The organism is Bacillus sp. UNCCL81 (assembly GCF_900112535.1).
Classification (GTDB): Bacteria; Bacillota; Bacilli; order Bacillales; family Bacillaceae_G; genus Gottfriedia; species Gottfriedia luciferensis_B.
Genome location: NZ_FOMF01000021.1, coordinates 22,816 through 42,058, shown reverse-complemented (window position 1 = coordinate 42,058; position 19,243 = coordinate 22,816). Strand labels below are relative to the sequence as shown.

General features: G+C 35.7%; 15 protein-coding genes and 1 riboswitch. All 15 genes read right to left on the bottom strand.

The features are described from left to right. Positions 1-378: 378 nt before the first annotated feature. Positions 379-1,674 (bottom strand): nucleobase:cation symporter-2 family protein, encoded by a 1,296-nt coding sequence (locus BM319_RS23685; RefSeq protein WP_091024942.1) that lies wholly within the window; start codon positions 1,672-1,674, stop codon positions 379-381. Between the two features lie 202 nt (positions 1,675-1,876). Continuing rightward, positions 1,877-1,980, bottom strand: a riboswitch (purine riboswitch). Between the two features lie 92 nt (positions 1,981-2,072). Further along, the gene (locus BM319_RS23680; protein ID WP_091024940.1) at positions 2,073-2,885 is read right to left on the bottom strand and encodes an ABC transporter permease; all 813 of its coding nucleotides are present in this window, start codon (positions 2,883-2,885) and stop codon (positions 2,073-2,075) included. Further along, on the bottom strand, positions 2,882-3,913 hold the full coding sequence (locus BM319_RS23675; protein WP_091024939.1) for an ATP-binding cassette domain-containing protein: 1,032 nt from the start codon (positions 3,911-3,913) through the stop codon (positions 2,882-2,884). The genes BM319_RS23680 and BM319_RS23675 overlap by 4 nt, the downstream gene beginning before the upstream one ends. Positions 3,914-4,074: 161 nt before the next feature. Next, positions 4,075-6,426, bottom strand: coding sequence for an RNA polymerase recycling motor HelD (helD, locus tag BM319_RS23670; protein WP_091024937.1), 2,352 nt, complete (start codon positions 6,424-6,426; stop codon positions 4,075-4,077). A 339-nt stretch (positions 6,427-6,765) separates the two neighbouring features. Then, a complete protein-coding gene (gene nagA / locus BM319_RS23665) occupies positions 6,766-7,917 on the bottom strand; it encodes an N-acetylglucosamine-6-phosphate deacetylase (RefSeq protein ID WP_091024935.1) in 1,152 nt (383 codons plus the stop codon). Positions 7,918-8,007: 90 nt separating this feature from the next. Then, on the bottom strand, positions 8,008-8,940 hold the full coding sequence (locus BM319_RS23660; RefSeq protein ID WP_175495673.1) for an ROK family protein: 933 nt from the start codon (positions 8,938-8,940) through the stop codon (positions 8,008-8,010). Further along, the gene (gene pfkB / locus BM319_RS23655; protein ID WP_091024931.1) at positions 8,918-9,877 is read right to left on the bottom strand and encodes a 1-phosphofructokinase; all 960 of its coding nucleotides are present in this window, start codon (positions 9,875-9,877) and stop codon (positions 8,918-8,920) included. The genes BM319_RS23660 and pfkB overlap by 23 nt, the downstream gene beginning before the upstream one ends. A gap of 4 nt (positions 9,878-9,881) precedes the next feature. After that, positions 9,882-10,733: a tagatose-bisphosphate aldolase subunit GatY gene (locus tag BM319_RS23650; protein WP_025568629.1), complete on the bottom strand. Its 852-nt coding sequence runs from the start codon at positions 10,731-10,733 to the stop codon at positions 9,882-9,884. Beyond that, a complete protein-coding gene (locus BM319_RS23645; protein WP_091024929.1) occupies positions 10,730-11,941 on the bottom strand; it encodes an SIS domain-containing protein in 1,212 nt (403 codons plus the stop codon). The genes BM319_RS23650 and BM319_RS23645 overlap by 4 nt, the downstream gene beginning before the upstream one ends. A gap of 150 nt (positions 11,942-12,091) precedes the next feature. Then, positions 12,092-12,811, bottom strand: coding sequence for a GntR family transcriptional regulator (locus BM319_RS23640; protein WP_025568632.1), 720 nt, complete (start codon positions 12,809-12,811; stop codon positions 12,092-12,094). Between the two features lie 100 nt (positions 12,812-12,911). After that, positions 12,912-14,177, bottom strand: a complete 1,266-nt coding sequence (locus tag BM319_RS23635; protein ID WP_069033656.1) for a Gfo/Idh/MocA family protein — start codon at positions 14,175-14,177, stop codon at positions 12,912-12,914. A 27-nt stretch (positions 14,178-14,204) separates the two neighbouring features. Then, positions 14,205-14,963 (bottom strand): carbohydrate ABC transporter permease, encoded by a 759-nt coding sequence (locus BM319_RS23630; RefSeq protein ID WP_091024946.1) that lies wholly within the window; start codon positions 14,961-14,963, stop codon positions 14,205-14,207. Positions 14,964-15,052: 89 nt separating this feature from the next. Next, positions 15,053-15,991, bottom strand: a complete 939-nt coding sequence (locus tag BM319_RS23625) for a carbohydrate ABC transporter permease (RefSeq protein WP_069033827.1) — start codon at positions 15,989-15,991, stop codon at positions 15,053-15,055. 84 nt (positions 15,992-16,075) lie between these two features. Continuing rightward, positions 16,076-17,326, bottom strand: a complete 1,251-nt coding sequence (locus BM319_RS23620) for an ABC transporter substrate-binding protein (RefSeq protein WP_091024927.1) — start codon at positions 17,324-17,326, stop codon at positions 16,076-16,078. A gap of 417 nt (positions 17,327-17,743) precedes the next feature. Beyond that, positions 17,744-19,243 carry a malate:quinone oxidoreductase gene (locus BM319_RS23615; RefSeq protein WP_091024925.1) on the bottom strand — a complete coding sequence of 500 codons (1,500 nt, stop codon included), beginning with the start codon at positions 19,241-19,243 and terminating at the stop codon, positions 17,744-17,746.

Below are 19,243 nucleotides of genomic sequence, written 5' to 3'. Positions count from 1 at the left end.
ATTCTTAGAAAAACAAATTCATTTGACTAATTTAGTTTAATGTTCGATATTAAATGAACTACAAACTGATTAATAAAAACTGCTAGATTACTCTAAGTAAAGGCTATTTGATTAGGATTTATTGTATACTTTTTTTGATGAAAAAGTTGATTGGAATGGAGGGGTGCTCGACTCCTATGGGATTAGCGGGAAGGCTAAAGACCCCGCAGGCTTGCCGAGGAGGCTAAAGAATCCCGTCACATGGAAAGCGAGCATCCTGTAATGGAAATCAACATCACCTACTCCTTTTACGAAAATTTGGTAATTTAATTGACAAAGTTGTTTTTCAACAGCGTGTAAAAAGACCCCTACAATTAGATAAGGGTCTCTTTTGTTCATTTATGATATTTTTTTCGTAACTTTTACTTCCACTGCCACATTTTGTTTTGTTAAGAATAAATTTAAAATAATTGCAGTTAATGAACCCGTCACAATTCCATTTTGCATTAACATTTTTAAAAAGTCAGGTAGTTGGTCGAACATTTGTGGAAGGGTTGCTGAACCTAACCCTACTGCTATACTACAAGCCGCGATTAATAGGTTTTCACCTTTACCTAAATCGACTTCTGAAAGAATTGATATTCCGGCAGCTGCAACAGATCCGAACATAACAATCATTGCGCCTCCAAGAACGGCATTTGGAATAACGGTCGTTAAAGCTGCAAGTTTAGGTAGTAATCCAAGAACAACCATGATACTTCCAGCAGCATAAATAACTTCCCTAGATTTAACTTTTGTAAGTGAGATTAAACCAACATTTTGTGAAAATGCTGTGTACGGAAATGCATTAAAAATACCACCAAGCATAATTGCAAGACCTTCTGAACGCAACCCATTTACGATTTGATCCTGTTTTACCTTTTGGTTGGTCGCTTTTCCTACTGCGAAATAGACTCCAGTTGATTCAACCATACTAACGATACAAACGATAATCATCGTGATAATAGCTGTAATACTGATTTTTGGTGCTCCGAAATAGAATGGTTGAGCGATACTAAACCACGATGCTTCCGATACGCTTGAAAAGTGAACGATTCCCATTGCATAGCCGGCAATTGTTCCTACAACCAAACCAACAAGTACGGAAATTGTTCGTAAAAACCCTTTAGCCCATCTGTTAATGACTAAAATTACGATAAGTGTAAGAAGTGCTAGTAATAAATTGTGTATTTGACCGAAGTCTGGACTCCCTTGTCCACCTGCTGCATTATTCATAGCTACTGGAATTAGAGAAAGTCCAATGATCGTTACGACCGACCCTGTTACAATTGTAGGGAAAAATTTTAATAACTTGCCATAAAAAGGAGCAGCTAATACAACAAAGATCCCAGAAATAATGATTGCACCATAAGCTGTCGGTAAGTTTGAAGAGGATGCAATTGCAATAATCGGACCTACCGCCGTAAAAGTACATCCTAAAACGACTGGCAATCTGCTACCAATGTATTTAGTCCCCATGCTTTGCAGGATTGTTGCGATACCGCAAGTAAATAAATCTGCTGCTATTAGATAAGCGATCTGAGTTGGCGTAAGTTTAAGCGCGCCACCTATTATAAGAGGCACAACAACTGCACCTGCATACATAGCCATGACGTGTTGAAAACCTAATGTAAATGCTTTTTGTTTAGTTAACAATCTGATTCTCTCCCTTGTCATTGCTTTAATTTATCTATATTGATTGGCATACAGTTAGTAAATACAAAAAAGGACAGGTTCCACTTGAGTATGTTTCTCTCAAGTGAAACCTGTCCTTCTGGGTTTTTATCCCTAATGGTGTAGCACGTGTAGTGCCCACATCGCTCGGACCAGCCATTTTACTTATACAATAATGCGGAACCCTAGATGTGCTTTCACTCATAGTCGGTCGATTATATTGGTCGTCCGGTAGAAACTTATGGGCCATATCCCCATGATTATATGAGTTATTTATATATTTGTACCTTGATTATGTTACACATGCTATTCAATATTTTCAAGTAGAAAATGCAAAGAAAAGGTGCTCCATTAGAAAAAAACTAATGGAACACCTTCTATTATGTTCTACGCATATAAGCTTTTACAGTTAGTGGTGCAAAAATTGCTACAATTACAGCAGCTCCAATAAGCGAAATGATTAAATCTGAACCTGCAGTTCCTGTGTTCGTTAGATTCCTTACAGCAGTGATCAGATGAGAGATTGGGTTTATTTTTACAAACCATTGAAGCCAATTTGGCATTGTATCGACTGGTACAAAGGCATTTGAAAGGAATGTTAATGGAAATAGTGCTAGCATAGAAATCCCTTGTACACTTGACGCTGTACGTGCAATTACTCCAAAAAAGGCAAAAATCCAGCTAATCGCCCATGAACATACAATTACAAGTAGTCCAGCTAAAACGACATAGCCTAAGCCACCTTCAGGGCGATATCCCATTATATACCCCATCGTGAAAGTAAGGACAGTAGCGATTGTATAACGTATCGTATCCGCCAATAAAGCTCCTGCCAGTGGTGCAATACGTGCAATCGGTAGCGATTTGAATCGATCGAATACACCTTTATCCATATCTTCACGCAATTGTACACCTGTAACAATCGAAGTAGTAATGACAGTCTGTACTAAGATTCCTGGTATGATTACCGGCAAATAACTCTTAACATCCCCAGAGATTGCTCCACCAAAGATATAAGTAAACATAAGTGTAAAAATAATAGGTTGTAATGTAACATCAAATAATTGTTCTGGTGTACGTTTTATTTTTAATAGACCACGATAAGCCATCGTAAAAGAATTTTTTACTGATTGACTAAAGCTGGTTTTATTTTTTAATTCACGATAAGCAGCTGGTTTTATTGAAGTGCTCATACCCTTACTCCCTCCATTTCTTTTGTTTTACCTGACTCCTTTGATCCATCATCATCTACACTGTTACCAGTAATCGTAAGGAATACTTCATCAAGTGTCGGCTTTTGCACACTCATTTCAGTTAAATGGATACCTTCATCACGTAAGGCGATTAGTAGGTCGGTTACTCGGTCAGCATCCGCCATAGATGCAGTAATTTTTCCTTCTACTAATGTAATATTGGATTTTACTTTTAGCACTCGTTCTACTGTTTGACGCGCCTTTTGAACATCTTTTATATCTTGAATTTTTAATTGTAATGATGAACTACCAACTGAAGCTTTCAATTCATCAACAGTACCTTCCGCAACTACATGACCACGATCTATTACTGCGATTCGATCTGCTAGTTCATCCGCCTCTTGAAGATATTGTGTTGTTAATAAAACTGTAGAACCTTCTTTTACTAAACGACGAATAGTATCCCACATTTGATTTCTTGTACGAGGGTCTAAACCAGTTGTCGGCTCATCTAAGAAGATAAGTGGTGGCTGTGCAATTAAACTTGCTGCTAAATCTAATCTACGACGCATTCCACCTGAGAAGTTTTTCAATGGGCGTTTTGCTGCTTCCGTTAAGCCAAATTCCTCTAATAAATCAGCTGCTTTCTTTCGCGATTCCGCTCTACCTAGACCTAGTAATCTTGAGAAGATAATAAGATTCTCTGTAGCACTTAGTGACTCATCTACTGAGGCATATTGACCAGTAACTCCAATTAATTGACGCACAATTTGAGCCTCTTTTAAAACATCATGCCCGAATATGCGTGCAGTACCTGCGTCTTGTCTAAGTAGCGTAGCCAGCATTCGAATTGTGGTTGTTTTCCCTGCACCATTTGGACCAAGTACACCGTAAATACTTCCAGCACGAACGTTTAAATCTACTCCATCAACCGCACGATTTTCACCAAATATTTTAACTAAACCACTCGCTTCTACGGCCAAATCTCCATTATTTGGGGTAATTATTTTTTTATTTAAATATTCCAATTTACTTCCTCCTTTACGCCTTATTACAAAATGAATATATCGACTAATTATGAATTAAGTATGAACTTTAAATAAAAATTTTCTTTACGAATAGTTACAACCTAAGGGATACAATGTCCAATAAAAAAACTTCCCTTATCTAAATTAAGGGAAGTTTAAATTTAGTCATGTACTATAGTCTGATTTAGTAGTAAGAACTCTGAATCTATATCATGTAAAAAAGGAGTCACTTCACCTAAACTATATAGATGTAACTGATGCATTGCTCGTGTACATGCAGTATAAAATAGTCTTCGGAGGTGCTCATCTCCATAAACTTGAGCTGATGCATCATAAATAATCACTGCATCGAATTCAATTCCTTTTGCCAAATATGCAGGAATAATGACTACACCTTGTTCATATTCAACTGAGTTTCTCTTTACATGTTTGATTCCTTCTACATCTTTTAATGCTTCATATGCCTCTGAGCTTTCTTCAGCAGATTTACAAATGACAGCAATTGTATTAAATTCACTTTTCTTTAAGTCTTCGATCTTAGATGCAATATGGCTGTGCAAATCTTCTCGGTTAGATAACTGTGTTAACACGGGCTTATCCCCAACTCGTTCAAAAGGTGTAATTAAATTGCCACCAGGAATGAGTCTACGTGTGAACTCTACAATTGGTTTTGTTGATCTGTAACTACGAGTCAGATTGATTACTTTTGTTTCATTTGGCCCATATAAACCTTTAAGGACATTAAAATCTCCCATTTCACTGGCATGCGCAAAGATAGCCTGATTAAAGTCACCTAAAACGGTCATCTTTGCAGAAGGAAACAATCTCTTCAAAAATTCAAATTGGAAAGGAGAATAATCTTGAGCTTCATCTACAAGTACAAATTTAATCGTAACATTTGATTGGAATCCTTGAACCAACTCTTTTAAAAGTAAATACGGTGTAGCATCCTCGTAAAACAATTTGCCTTCATCTAACATATTTAAAGTTAACTGACAGATGTCCTCCCAATTCTCAGGAGTATCCCCTTCAATCCATTGTTCAATTTGAGTTGGATTGGAAAATAACTGTTTATAGACACCCTTTATGTCAATGAAACGCAATCCACGAACCCACTCGCGTAATGGCTTTAGTTTTTTACGTACGACCATTCGACCTAATACCTTAGTTTCTTGTTCGTAATCATCGAATGAATCCTCTTTAGCTTGTTTTTTCTGTAAGTACTTATATGCTTTTTGATAATCATCTTTACTTAGTAACTCGATTTCATCCTGTACCCATGTTTTTTTCAGCTCTTGCTTTTCCATTTCATTGATTTGTTTGTTTAACCATTCCGTCAACTTCTCTAATCGGTTGTTAAATTTTAAAGAAGTGTCTGTGCTATAAAATCTTTCATATATTTGTTTAGCTGTAACGACTGGTTTGCCCCTAAATTTAAATCCCCTAAAGACCATTCCGGATAACTCCAGTGATTGTCTGTATGCCTTAATCGTCTCAAAGAAACGAGTTGAAGCTTTAAAGCGTATACTTGAAGTCCTAGTCTTATAGGTAGGATCATCTATTGCAGTTAGCACATATTCTAATTGCTCATAATTATCCTCAACTTGGAACGCATCACTTAGTCTATGAACTAAATATTCTTGGAATGTAACTTGTTGCATATTTTCTTCGCCTAATTCGGGTAAAACTCTCGATACGTAGTTATTAAACATTGCGTTAGGTGAAAATAAGATAATTTGATCTGCTTTTATCCAGTTTCTATATTTGTAGAGCAAATATGCAATCCTTTGTAAAGCTGCAGATGTCTTTCCGCTACCAGCCGCCCCTTGAACAATCAGTAATCTACCTTTGTCATAACGAATAATCTGATTTTGTTCTTTTTGAATGCTGGCTACTATGCTTCTCATGTGCTTATTTGTACCTTTGCCTAGCACATGCTGCAATATCTCATCACCTATAGTAAGACTTGTATCGAACATTGATTCAATTACACCGTTTCGTATAATGTATTGCCATTTTTGGTCTAATACGCCATTCACTTTCCCCCCAGGTGTATCATACTCTGCAGGACCTGGTGGATAATCATAGTAAACACTTGAAACTGGGGCCCTCCAATCATAAACCAAAATATTCTCTCCAGTTTCATCCATTAGTGTTGAAACACCAATATAAATACGCTCCGTTTCAGACAAACCTTCTTCTGTAAAGTTAATGCGACCAAAATAAGGAACCTCTTTCATTCGATGAAGTGCTGATAATCGGTTTGAAGATTGCTTATGATTAATTTGGCCGATCGCCAAAAGTTGAGATTGTTGTCTTAAACTAATAACCGTCTCTAAATAGTCATCAAAGCTATCTGTATTAACTTTAACCTCATCCCAAAAGTTTTTACGAACATTGATTACTTCGTTTCTACGTTGGGCTGTTTCGTCTGTTAATTTACTAATTTTGTCCGTAATTAGATCTAATACAGTATTTACTCTTACTTGTTCTTTTTGAAGTTCGTTGTTCATTTCATGCACTCCTTTAAAAGATAAAAATGGGGGTTGACTCAAGAGGATTTGTATAGTAAAATTAAAGTAGGGAAAATATGTCCTCTATATAATTTGTAATATATATACTGTATTAATCTACCACGTTTTTATCTTTTAGGCAATAGTCCTCGTTTAAAATCATCCTTATTTCATCTCAATTACTAATTTTCGTACATTCAAAAAGCAAAAAGACCTACCCAAAAATGATCATTTAATCACTTATAGTAAGGTCATCCTTATTATTTATTAATTTCTTCTGTACATACTACAATTAATTACCTTTTTTCAAAATTTACTTCTTTATTAAAATACCTCATACTATTTATGATCTTTCCTAAATACAAATTCTCCATTCACAATAGTAGCTTGAACATTAAACTTACGATCAATTAAGACGATATTTGCTTTTTTCCCACACTCTATACTTCCAACTTCATGATCAATATTAAGTAATTTTGCTTGGTTAAGACTGACCATCGGTAAAATAGATTCTAAAGGCACCCCTAAAATATCTTTCACATTTTTTAAACATTCCATTAAATTAGTCGTGCTTCCAGCTAATGAGCCTGTTTCTACTGTTCGAGCAATTTTATTTTCCACTTTAACATCTAATGTACCAAGCGTATAGGATCCATCTGGTAAATCAGCAGCTGCCATTGAATCACTTATTAAAATTATCTGTTCTGTTCCTTTTGCTTTGTATAAAAGCTTAATTGCTCCCGGGTGTACATGCTGTAAATCTGCTATACATTCACAATAACACTGATCATTTGTTAGAACGGCACCAAGACACCCAGGATCACGATGATTAAATCCCCTCATGCCGTTAAAAGTGTGAACAGAAATTTTTGCACCATGTTCAATTGCTTTATTCGTTGTATCATAGTCAGCATTTGTATGACCCATAGACACGTGAATTCCTTTATCTGTTATCAATTTAATAGCTTCCTCTGCTAGCTCTTTTTCTGGAGCTATTGTGATCACTTTAACCGTATTATTAGAAATTTTTACGAGCTCAATTAATTCATCAATATTTAGTTCACGAATATAATTGACCGGATGAGCACCACGATGCTCAGTTGTAATATATGGGCCTTCTACATACGATCCAATGATTTCCGCTCCTTCTGTCTGTCCCATCGCTTCACTTACGATCATTACAGCTTTTTTAATTTTTTCGAAATCATGAGTCAGTGTAGTTGGTAGAAACCCCGTAACTCCATGGCGTGCAAGTGACATAGACATTTCTTGTAATGAATGAATACTACCATCCATCGTGTCATTTCCAGCAATTCCATGAATATGTAAATCAATCATGCCCGGAATGGCTACAAAACTAGAATAATCTAAAATTTCACAGGTAGGTTTATTCGTTGTTACGCCATTTATTTTTCCGTTGTTAATCAGAATATAGCCAGCTTCAATTACTTTATCGGGTGTATAAACTTTTTCTACCTTAATTGCTTTCATAACACTTCCTCCTCTATTGTTTGCAGGAATACTTTTTCCTAAAGGACAATAGGCAACACCAAAATAGGATGCTGCCTGTTTGCTTGAATCTTATACGTGTAAGTAGTTTAATTTTTTTAAAGTTAAATAACATGCTCCATACAGCCCGGCATCATTCCCAAGAATCGAAGGAAATACGAGAGTTTCTTGATGATAAATCGGCATGGTTTCCTTTTTAATTTCAGAGTTGATGTCTTGTATAAATCGGTCTCCCTGCTCAGCAATTCCTCCTCCAATAATAATTGCCTCAGGGTTCAGGAGATGAACTATATTTGAGAGACCTATGCTTATATAATTGATAAAACTTTTATATACGGCAGTAGCAATTGAATCTCCTTCTTCTACTAGAGCCAAGATTTCTTCTCCAGAGATTTTCTTTATAACTTCACTATTCTTGTTCTTTTCATCAATAAAATCACTTACTAAAGCTGAGGTAGAAGCATATCTTTCAAAGCATCCTCTCCGTCCACAACCGCAAGAACGTCCGTTATTAATGATAACGGTATGACCTAGTTCACCAGCTAAATAACGAGATCCGCTTACAATCTTCCCATCTATGATAATGGTGCTTCCAATACCTGTTCCTAATGTTAGAAAAACTACATCTTTCTTTCCTTGAATTGCGCCTTTCCACATTTCACCGATGCAAGCACTTTTCACATCATTTTCTACACTAACGGGTAATTTAAATAAATTGAAAAGTATTTCTCCAAGCTTCATTCCTGAATAGTCTGGTATATTGTTGGAAAATAAAATTTCGCCTGTTTCATGATTTACAAGACCACACGAGGAGATTCCGATTCCTGCTATTAAAAAATCATTTTGGAGCTTTTTTATTTTCTCAGCTAAAAGTTCAGGAAGCAGCTTTTGTATATTACTTTTAGGTGTTGGTACCTTATCTTTGTATACTAAATGCCCATCACGATTTATTAGTCCAAATTTGATAAATGTACCCCCGATATCAAAACAAACTATATTTTCCACCATAATCGCCCCCTGTTAACTCCTTCACCTTAATGAGATTAAAGTAATGTTGAACTTTTGTTAATTCAACTGATCCAGTCCGCTCTGAGGCAGCATTAGATATCCCGCAGGCACATGACCACTTTAAAATATCTTCAATTGAATAGCCTTTCGAATGAGCAAAGACAAAGCCTGCAAGCATGCTATCTCCTGATCCAACTTGGTGCACATCTGTCAAAATTGGAATGATTGCCTGCAGTGTGACGTTCTCGCTAATTAAAATAGCACCTTCTTTTCCTAAAGAAAGTAAAACGTATTGGGTACCCTTTTGGCATATTTCCCTAGCGTGCAAAATCATATCTTCTATTGATAATTGGTTTAACCCGATTAACTTGCAAAACTCTTCTCTGTTCGGCTTAATTAAAAAGGGCTTTCCCTTTACACCTTGGGCTAGAGATTCTCCACTTGAATCTAAAAGAAAATATTTCCCTTTTTGTTTTGTTTTTTCTATTAGGTCTCTATAAAAATCAGAACCGATTCCATAAGGCAAGCTGCCAGAACCTACAATATAGTTATTTGATTCTAGAATGGTATCGAAATTTTTCAAAAATTCTTCTCTTTCATTCTCCGATATCTCAGGTCCTTGTTCAAGAATTTCTGTATGACCTTCTTTAGATTCAATTGCTAAACAAAATCTCGTCTCTCCTCTTATTTCTACAAAATGATTAATTAAATTGTAATTTTGGAGCTGACCAGCTATCCACTCGCCACTTTTTCCACCTAAAAATCCGGTACAAGTAACTTTAACTCCCAGCTGAGATAATACACGTGAAACGTTAAGTCCTTTTCCACCAGCTGTTTTATCTACAGCTGTAACACGATTAACGTCATCTAAGTGTAAGACGGGAAGATTGTACCGAATATCAATAGCTGGGTTTAATGTAATTGTAGCAATCATTTTTCTAACCCCGATTCATACTACCGCACATTTTAATCTTATCAGCAACGACTAACTTCATTTCTCTTACTGCATCTTTAAAATAATATCTAGGGTCATTGGCATCTGGATGTTCATTCAAATAACCACGCAATCCATTAGCAAAAGCTATTTTTAATTCAGTAGCAATATTTACTTTACATATGCCGTTTTTTATCGTCTGTTGTACTAATTCATCAGGTAAGCCCGAAGCTCCATGAAGAACTAGTGGAATATCAACTTCTCTTTGGATTGCACTTAATCGTTCAATATCTAATTTTGGTTCTCCTTTATAAAGACCATGAGCTGTTCCAATGGCAACAGCTAACGAGTCGATTCCTGTTCTTGAAACAAACTCTTTCGCTTGTGCCGGATTTGTATAAATTTGATCCTTTTCATCCACTTCAAGATCATCTTCTACCCCGCTTAGTCGGCCAAGCTCCGCCTCCACAGCAACTCCAAATGAAGAAGCATAATCAACTACTTCACGAACGATTCGAATATTTTCTTCAAAGTCATGATGAGAAGCATCAATCATGACTGAGTGAATTCCACTATCAATTAAAGCTTTTATATCATTAATTTTTTCATGGTGATCTAAATGAAAACAAATTGGAATATCATATCTTTTTTTTGCGGCCTCCATCATACTAATTAGAAACTCTTCTCCCATATAACTTACTGTACTTGGAGTAGCTGCGATCAAGACCGGTGAACGTAGCTCTTGAGCTGTTTCTAAAACTGTTTTCATTGTTTCTAAGTTATGAATATTAAATGCCGGAACTGCGTAGCCTTTAGATTGTGCCTCTAAAAGAATCGTACTTCTTGAAGTAATCAAAATAAATCTCCTCCATTCTTCATCTCATTAGTAAAAGGGTGAATCGTAACTCCTTTAACAACTCTGTTAACAACTCCTAATGGGGAAGGGTTATCTGGAGAAAAGCCGAGATTAATAGATTTATACATGGCAAAGGTTTGTGCGTATAAGATAAAAGGGAAAGTTAGAAAAATATCTTCACTAATTTTAGGAAGATCCACATGATAGAAAAGATCACTATATTCTTTGGCAACCTGATCCTTTAAAGATGAAATTGCTACTACTTTTCCTCGATTGGTTTCTTTGTAAATCTCTTCTAAAATGTCGAGATCGTACTGTCTTGTATAAGGGTTACAAGATAAAAATACAAATACAACAGTATCCTTATCTAAAATGGACTTAGGGCCATGTCTAAAACCTAATGAAGTATCAAAAGTAGACGGAATTGTCCCGCCTGTTAACTCCAACAATTTTAAAGATGCTTCTCTTGCCAATCCTTCAAAAACTCCTGAGCCTAAATAAACGACTTTTTGAAAAGATGAATTCGCCAGCTGTTTAATACTTTGCTCGCTACTGCTAATAATTGATTGACCAGCATGCATAAGTTCATCAACTTTCTTCTCCCACGTATGAATCTGATCAATATTGAAAAGCAGTAAAGCTGAGAAAAGCATCGTCGTAAAACTACTCGTCATTGCAAATCCTTGGTCGTTTGCTTCTTCTGGCATATAGATGACCATATGATTATGATCATTTTTCTTCTTTTGAGCCAGTAGTCCATCTTGGTTACATGTAAAAACGATTCCATAAAAATCATCTATCACTTGTTCTCCTAATTGAATAGCAGCCAAACTCTCTGGACTATTTCCTGAACGAGCAAATGAAATCATGATAGTTGGAATGTCCTTGCTTAAATAAGAATATGGATTTGACACAATATTTGTCGTAGCAATACTCTCTACTACAATTTTTTTGTTGTTAACGATTTGTTTTAGATAAGGAAGGACTGTGTCACCAACAAATGCAGAGGTACCTGCACCAGTTAAAATAATTCGTAACTGATTGTGTTTGTTTTCAATGCTATTTAAAAATGTAAGAATTTGGTCTCTACTAAATAAAAGAATATCCTTCGTTTCGTTCCATAATCTAGGTTGCTGGGCTATTTCTTTTGCTGTATGGCTCGCGCCAACATTCATTCTTTCATATTCACTCGATTTTAATAGCTCCATATTTACTTCCTCCTATTTTAACTGTTAGTGTCATCATTACCAGTTAGGTTAAATAGATACTTCTGTATCTATTTTTAGTGTGTAGAAAAATCCATTAAAAGCTGGTTTTCAGACTGATTGCAAGCAGCGGTGATGGCCAGTCTGAAGTGTCTACTTCAACTCTACTGTATAAGTAAATTTATCCCCTCTTGCAATAGAAATTGTATACTCAATTACTTTGCTCTGATCATAAGTTACTCGTTTAAGCATTAGACATGGTGCACCTTCGATAATGTTTAGCATTTCTGACTCCACTTTATTTGCACTAACAGCCATAAAACTTTCTAAAGCTCTAGAAATATTCACATTATATTGAGTTCTGAAGATTTCATACATTGGTGTATGTTGCAATTCTTCACTTGAAAGATTTTTAAAATCCTTTACAGGTACATAAGAGGTTTCATATAACATCGGTTCTTGATCTGCAAGTCTTAACCGAACAATCTTAAATACCTCTTCTTCTACCGATAGATCCATGACCTTTGCTACTTTACTGTCACAATTTATTTTTTCAAAAGAAACGACTGTAGTGGTTGGGATTTTCCCTGCTTTTTTCATTTCTTCTGTAAAACTATAAAATTTTACAAGACTTTGGTTATACGTTCTTTCTGAAACGTATGTCCCCTTGCCATGAACTTTATAAATATAGCCTTGTTTTTCAAGTTCTTGCATCGTCTGCCTTACCGTTGTTCGGCTAACTTGATACGTATCACATAATTCTCGTTCAGATGGTAGCTGATCGTTTTCAGCTAGTTCGCCTGATTCAATTTTTTCTAATAAAATATCCATTAATTGATAATAAAGAGGAAGTCGGGAATCCTTTTCTACCATGATTAGCTCCTTTAGTGGTATCTTTGTCATAACCAGTTAAATATACATCTATTATACATAATATTGAAAAAGATACCACACTATGTCGCAATAGAAATTTCTACAAAACTCTCTCTTCTGTCATTCTTAATTTTTTTTCATAGTCATCTAGTGAAACCATCGTTCCTGACACTCTTGATTCTTCTGCAGCATAAGCGATCATATGACTTTTAGCTGATACGATAGCTGATGTTAAGCTGCCTTTGTCCTTCTTAGTAACACGTTGAATGAAATCAGCCATAATACTTGTATCGGCTCCCATATGGCCACCATCTACAGTTGATGGCTTAATTAATTCCTTCTTACCTGAAAAATAATTAACTTCAATTTCGTTTTTAGCATCATTTCCTATTATTTCGCCTTTTGTTCCCATAATTTTAAAGTTACGGAATGTTTCATTTGTAAATGCCGTCATAGTAAATGCAACTGTTACGTCATTTTCAAATAATAAATTAACTACTTGATGGTCAACAACATCATTGTCACAGTGATATACGCAACGTCCATATGGTCCCTCTTGAATTGCCTTAAGTCTACTATCAAGACTTGAACTTGCTGAAATAACATTTGCTGGCCAAACATCACGGTCATGTAAATACCATTTAGCCGCTGAATAAGGACATTCCTTTTCTACCTTACAACCATCCAAACAGCGATGAGTTGAGCCTTCTGGTGCGTTTTCTTTTTTAAAGTAAGTTAAACTCCCATATGAAGATACACTCTTGCATTCTGTACCAACCAGCCATGCAAGCATATCCATATCGTGGCAACTTTTTTGTAAGAGCATTGAGCTAGATTCAGACGAATTACGCCAGTTACCACGTACAAAACTATGAGCTTGATGAAAGTAACCTACATTCTCATTCCACTGGATTGATATGATATCGCCAATTACTTTTCGATCAACAACTTCTTTTAGTGCTTGATAAAATGGCGCATATCTCATAACATGACAAACTGTTAATAATGTATTATGCCTTTCTGCCGCTTCAGCTATTTCTAACGTCTCAATTGGTTCCGGTGACATCGGTTTTTCTAATAAAATACTATATCCTTTTTCAATTGCCTTCATAACTGGCTTATAATGATTACGATCTGGACTACAAATTAATAATGCCTCGCATAGCTGTTCTTTTTCTAATAACTCAGTCCAGTCTTCAAATCTCATATTTTCAGGGATATTGTGAGCTTCCGCAAACTTTTCTCTTTTTTCTTTATTTGGCTCAGCTACAGCAATGAATTGTATTTCATGTGGATACTGTAAAGCATATGAACCGTATGCGTAAAATCCTCTACTTCCCGCTCCTATTAATGCTGCTTTCATAATTAGTTTCCTCCAAGCTTTGTAAGATTTTTATTTACTTCCCGTAACTGCAATTCCTTCAATAAATTGTTTTTGTAAAATCATAAATAAAATAAGCATTGGTAAAATGGCTAAAAATGACCCTGCCATTAAAACTGGATAATTGGTTAAGTATTGTCCTTGTAGTGAAGACAAACCTACAGATAACGTCATTGATTCTGGTGAACTGTTAACAATCATTGGCCACATTAATTCATTCCAGCTCCATAGCGTTGTAAATATACCTAAAGCAACTAAACCTGGCTTTGCTAAAGGAAGCATAATTTTCCAATAAATTTGGAAATGATTACAGCCATCTAATCTAGCAGCTTCTTCTAATTCCTTTGGTAATCCCATAAAAAATTGTCTTAATAGGAATGTACCAAATGCGCTAAATAAACCTGGAACGACTACCGCTTGTAAAGTGTTTAACCAGCCTAATTTCACCATGATCATATATTGCGGCAATAAAAAGACTTGCCCAGGTACCATTAAAACCGATAATGCGATTAAAAAAAGAATGTTTCTTCCTGGAAATTCAATTCTTGCAAAAGCGTACGCAGCTAAAGAACATAGTAATAATTGTCCGATTGTGCGAATTACTGTAATGATTAGCGTATTAAACATGAATTTAAAGAATGGTAGTAATTCAAAAACATCTTTATAATTCACCCACTGGAAATGCTTTGGAACAATAACAGGTGGAACATGAATCGACTCAGCATAAGTTTTTAATGAAGTTAGTAACATCCATATAAAAGGGAAGACCATTGCCAAGGCGCCGACAATTAGGATTAAATGAATTAAGATTGTTTTACTTGTAATCTGGTATCTTGCTTTCTCCAATGGTTACTCCTCCTTCAATCATAATGAACCCATTTCTTTTGTAAAACCATTTGAATCGCTGTAATGATCAAAATAATGATTAATAGTAAAACGGCAATTGCAGCAGCATAACCTTTATCGTTTAACACGAATGCATGCTGATAAAATAAGTACACAATTGATTGAGTATTTTCGAGTGCTGTACTGCTTTTCCCAATCATCATAAAAATTAAATCAAACACTTGGAACGCCCCAATAAAGGACATGATTGTTACGAAGAATATAACAGGGGAAAGTAACGGTAGTGTTATTTTAAAGAAGACCTTGACTGGCCCTGCACCATCTATCTCCGCTGCTTCGTAATATGATCTTGGAATCCCTTGTAGTCCTGAAAGAAAAATAACCATGTTGTAACCAAGTCCACTCCAAATTGCTACTACTATAATTGAATACAGTGCAATTTTTGGATCACTTACCCATTGTGGACCTTTTATGCCAAAGATGGATAAAAGATAATTTAGGAGCCCATAATCAGAATTATATAACCATCTCCAAACCATAGCGATTGCTGCTGGCATGGTAATAACAGGTAAAAAATATAAGGTTCGATAAACAGATTTACCCTTAATTTTTTGGTTTAAAAGTACTGCTATAAGAATTGATAAAAATATACCAATCGGAACCGTAAAAACGATATAAATGCCTGTGTTTTTAAACGACTGTAGTAGGTTAGAGTCTTCTAACATTCGTCTATAATTGTCTAATCCTGTCCATTCATATTGCCCAAATGCTCCCCATTCTGTAAAACTGAAGTAAATCGTTTGAATGATTGGCCACAAATAGAAAATCGTTAAACCAATCATTGTTGGAGCAATCATACAATACGCCCAAAAATAATCTGATCGTTTTTTCGTCTTTGATAAGCTTGGTATTTTTAGTTTACTTTTTGATTTCACTTCAACTTGTAGGGGCATTTCTTTCACTGTATTCACTCCTTTTAAGGGAAATAAAGAGAAGAAGTAATTTTAGGCTTTATAAATCTTCTTCTCTTCATTTTTTTAGTTCTTTGCTAGTGCCTCATCTGCCTTTTTCGTTAATTCTTTTGCAGCATCTTCAACACTTTCTTCATTACTCCATGCCTTTTTCAAGATATCAGTTTCATACTGCCAGATTTCGCCCGTATTTTTTACACTTGGTAACGGAACTGAATAGTCAACTCCATCAATAAAGGCTTGAAGATTTAAATTTGGAACAGCTTTTAACCAAGCATCTTGTGTACCATTATAAGCAGGGATTACTGTACCAGTTTTCGCATATACTTCTGCTGCTTCTTTAGAACCTAGGAATTGAACAAACTTCCAAGCAGCATCTTTATGTTTTGTGTTTGCCGCAATAACGTTTGCTAATCCATGAATGGCAACTGCACGCTGTTTTCCTTTAGGTACGACAGCTACATTTAAATCTGGATTTTTCTTATATTCCGGAACCATCCAAGGTCCATCAAACATCATTGCAATTTTTCCAGAAGAGAATAACTCTGATGGTGCTGTTTCCGTCATTTGAGCTTGTGTTGGAGACAGACCCTCTTTTATAAAACTAATGTTATATTTAAGTGCTTCAATTGCCTCAGGTTGATCAAATCCGACTGATTTGCCATCATCGGAAATAATATGACCACCATTTTGCCAAATGAAATCATAATATCCGCCTTGGTTACCCATTAAAGCTGCAAAGCCGTAAACTCCCTTATCTTTATTTGTAAGCTTCTTAGCAACCTCTTTTAACTTATTCCAATCCCAAGTATTATCTGGGTAAGGTATACCTGCTTCATCAAAAATCTTTTTGTTATACCAAAGTCCAGTTGTATCAAAGTCTTTTGGAATACCATAAAGCTTTCCATCTACTGTATAAAGATCGACTAATGACTTAGGATAATTGTCTAGACTGTAGTTGTCCTTTGATGCTAAGTCACTAAGTGGGACAATTACTTTGCCTTCCGCATATTGGACTATATGTGGACCATTCATCCATAAAACGTCCGGTAATGCTCCCCCTGTTGCAGCAGTTTCTAGCTTTTGGAAATACTGTGCATATGGAGTAAGCTCAGTTTTCACTTTAATATTAGGGTACTTTTGATTAAATAATTTTATAATTTCATCAACTGCGGGAACTTGCTTCTTATCCCAAAAACCGTAAGTAATTTCAACCTTTCCATCTTTTGCATCCCCCGATGTGTCACTGCTACCACAACCAGCTAATCCTAGTAAGCCTAAAGCCAAAGTTAGTAGCAAAACAAGCCACTTTTTCATCCTATTCCCCTTCTTTCTCTTAAAAGTTTAAAGCCTTTTAATCTAGTAGTTGCTCTAAAAGACATGATTTGGAATATTGTGCTCCATGAATACGTTGTCATGATGTTATTACCAGTTGATTTGAAAAGGCTTACAAAAAATGTTTAATTTCTAATAGAACATTCACCCCCTGTTATAACTTTCATAAATTCACTTTAGTAATGATGTCATTACCAGTTGTATGTAGTATAACACCTCTTTTTTAAATCATGAACACTTTTTTTCAATTTTTCAAAAAATTAAAATCGACAGGATTCATCATTATCTTCGTCATTTAGCCCTATTCTCCCATAGCCTATCACAACAAAAAGAACCTCCAATCACTTTTAATTGAAGGTTCTTAACTTAACTTAATTATGCTATTTAATTTGAAAAAAATTAATTATAAGCTAGCTCTTTTTCGTTTAATCCAAGCGTTTTTGAAGTGGAAGATTGGATTTCATCTAAAAGTTCTGGATGATCTTCTAGAGATAATCCAAATGATGGGATCATTTCTCTAATTTTTGGAGCCCATTCCATCATATGCCCAGGGAAGCATTTTTCTAATACTTCAAGCATTACGTGAACAGCAGTCGAAGCACCTGGAGATGCTCCAAGTAATGCCGCAATCGAACCATCAGCCGCACTAACTACTTCTGTACCGAATTGTAGTGTCCCTTTTCCAGCTGGAGTGTCTTTAATAACTTGTACACGTTGACCAGCAACTACGATATCCCAATCCTCACTCTTAGCATTTGGAATAAATTCACGTAATTCTTCCATACGTTTTTCATTCGATAATAAGACTTGTTGAATTAAATATTTAGTTAATGACATCTCTTTTACACCTGCCGCTAACATCGTCATAACGTTATTTGGTTTAACAGAGCTAATCAGATCCATATTTGAACCTGTTTTTAAGAACTTTGGTGAAAAGCCTGCAAATGGTCCAAATAATAACGACTTTTGGTTATCGATATATCTTGTATCAAGATGTGGAACAGACATTGGTGGTGCACCAACTTTAGCTTTTCCGTATACTTTTGCATGGTGTTGCTTGGCAACCTCTGGATTTTTACATACTAAGAATAGTCCACTTACAGGGAACCCTCCAATATGTTTTGACTCAGGGATACCAGTTTTTTGCAGTAAAGGTAGACTAGCTCCTCCACTACCGATAAATACGAATTTTGCAATATGGGAATCGATATTACCTGTGCTCATATTATACACTTTTACTTCCCATGAGCCGTCACTAGTGCGCTTAATATCTTCTACAGCATGTCTATAGTTTATCTCTACATTCTTACTCTCTAAGTGCTCAAACATCATACGCGTTAAAGCACCAAAGTTTACGTCCGTTCCTGAGTCTATTTTTGTTGCCGCTATTGGTTCATTAGATGTGCGTCCCTCCATGATTAGCGGGATCCATTCCTTCAACTTTTGAGCGTCTTCTGAGTATTCCATCCCTTTGAATAGAGGATTTTTAGAAAGCGCTTCAAATCGTTTACTCAAAAATTCCACATTTTCTTTACCTTGCACTAAACTCATATGAGGAATCGGCATGATAAAGTCTTGTGGATTACCAATCAAGTTATTGTTTACAAGATATGACCAAAATTGTCTTGAAAGTTGAAACTGTTCGTTAATTTTTATCGCCTTGCTAATATCAATCGTTCCATCAGCTTTTTCTGATGTATAGTTAAGCTCACATAACGCAGCATGTCCCGTACCTGCATTATTCCACTCATTAGAGCTTTCTTCTCCTGCTTTTTCTAATTTCTCAAATACTTTAATTTCCATTTCCGGTGCTAACTCTTTTAGTAATGACCCCAAAGTCGCACTCATGACTCCGGCACCAATTAAGATAATGTCTGTTCTAGTTTGTCTGTTGCTCAT

Excerpts from the sequence above, each read along its gene's own strand:
- BM319_RS23680 (WP_091024940.1), bottom strand. The coding sequence starts at position 2,885 with ATGAGCACTTCAATAAAACCAGCTGCTTATCGTGAATTAAAAAATAAA.
- helD (WP_091024937.1), bottom strand. The coding sequence starts at position 6,426 with ATGAACAACGAACTTCAAAAAGAACAAGTAAGAGTAAATACTGTATTA.
- nagA (WP_091024935.1), bottom strand. The coding sequence starts at position 7,917 with ATGAAAGCAATTAAGGTAGAAAAAGTTTATACACCCGATAAAGTAATT.
- pfkB (WP_091024931.1), bottom strand. The coding sequence starts at position 9,877 with ATGATTGCTACAATTACATTAAACCCAGCTATTGATATTCGGTACAAT.
- BM319_RS23645 (WP_091024929.1), bottom strand. The coding sequence starts at position 11,941 with ATGGAGCTATTAAAATCGAGTGAATATGAAAGAATGAATGTTGGCGCG.
- BM319_RS23640 (WP_025568632.1), bottom strand. The coding sequence starts at position 12,811 with ATGGTAGAAAAGGATTCCCGACTTCCTCTTTATTATCAATTAATGGAT.
- BM319_RS23630 (WP_091024946.1), bottom strand. The coding sequence starts at position 14,963 with ATGGTCTTCCCTTTTATATGGATGTTACTAACTTCATTAAAAACTTAT.
- BM319_RS23625 (WP_069033827.1), bottom strand. The coding sequence starts at position 15,991 with ATGCCCCTACAAGTTGAAGTGAAATCAAAAAGTAAACTAAAAATACCA.
- BM319_RS23620 (WP_091024927.1), bottom strand. The coding sequence starts at position 17,326 with ATGAAAAAGTGGCTTGTTTTGCTACTAACTTTGGCTTTAGGCTTACTA.
- BM319_RS23615 (WP_091024925.1), bottom strand. The coding sequence starts at position 19,243 with ATGAGCAACAGACAAACTAGAACAGACATTATCTTAATTGGTGCCGGA.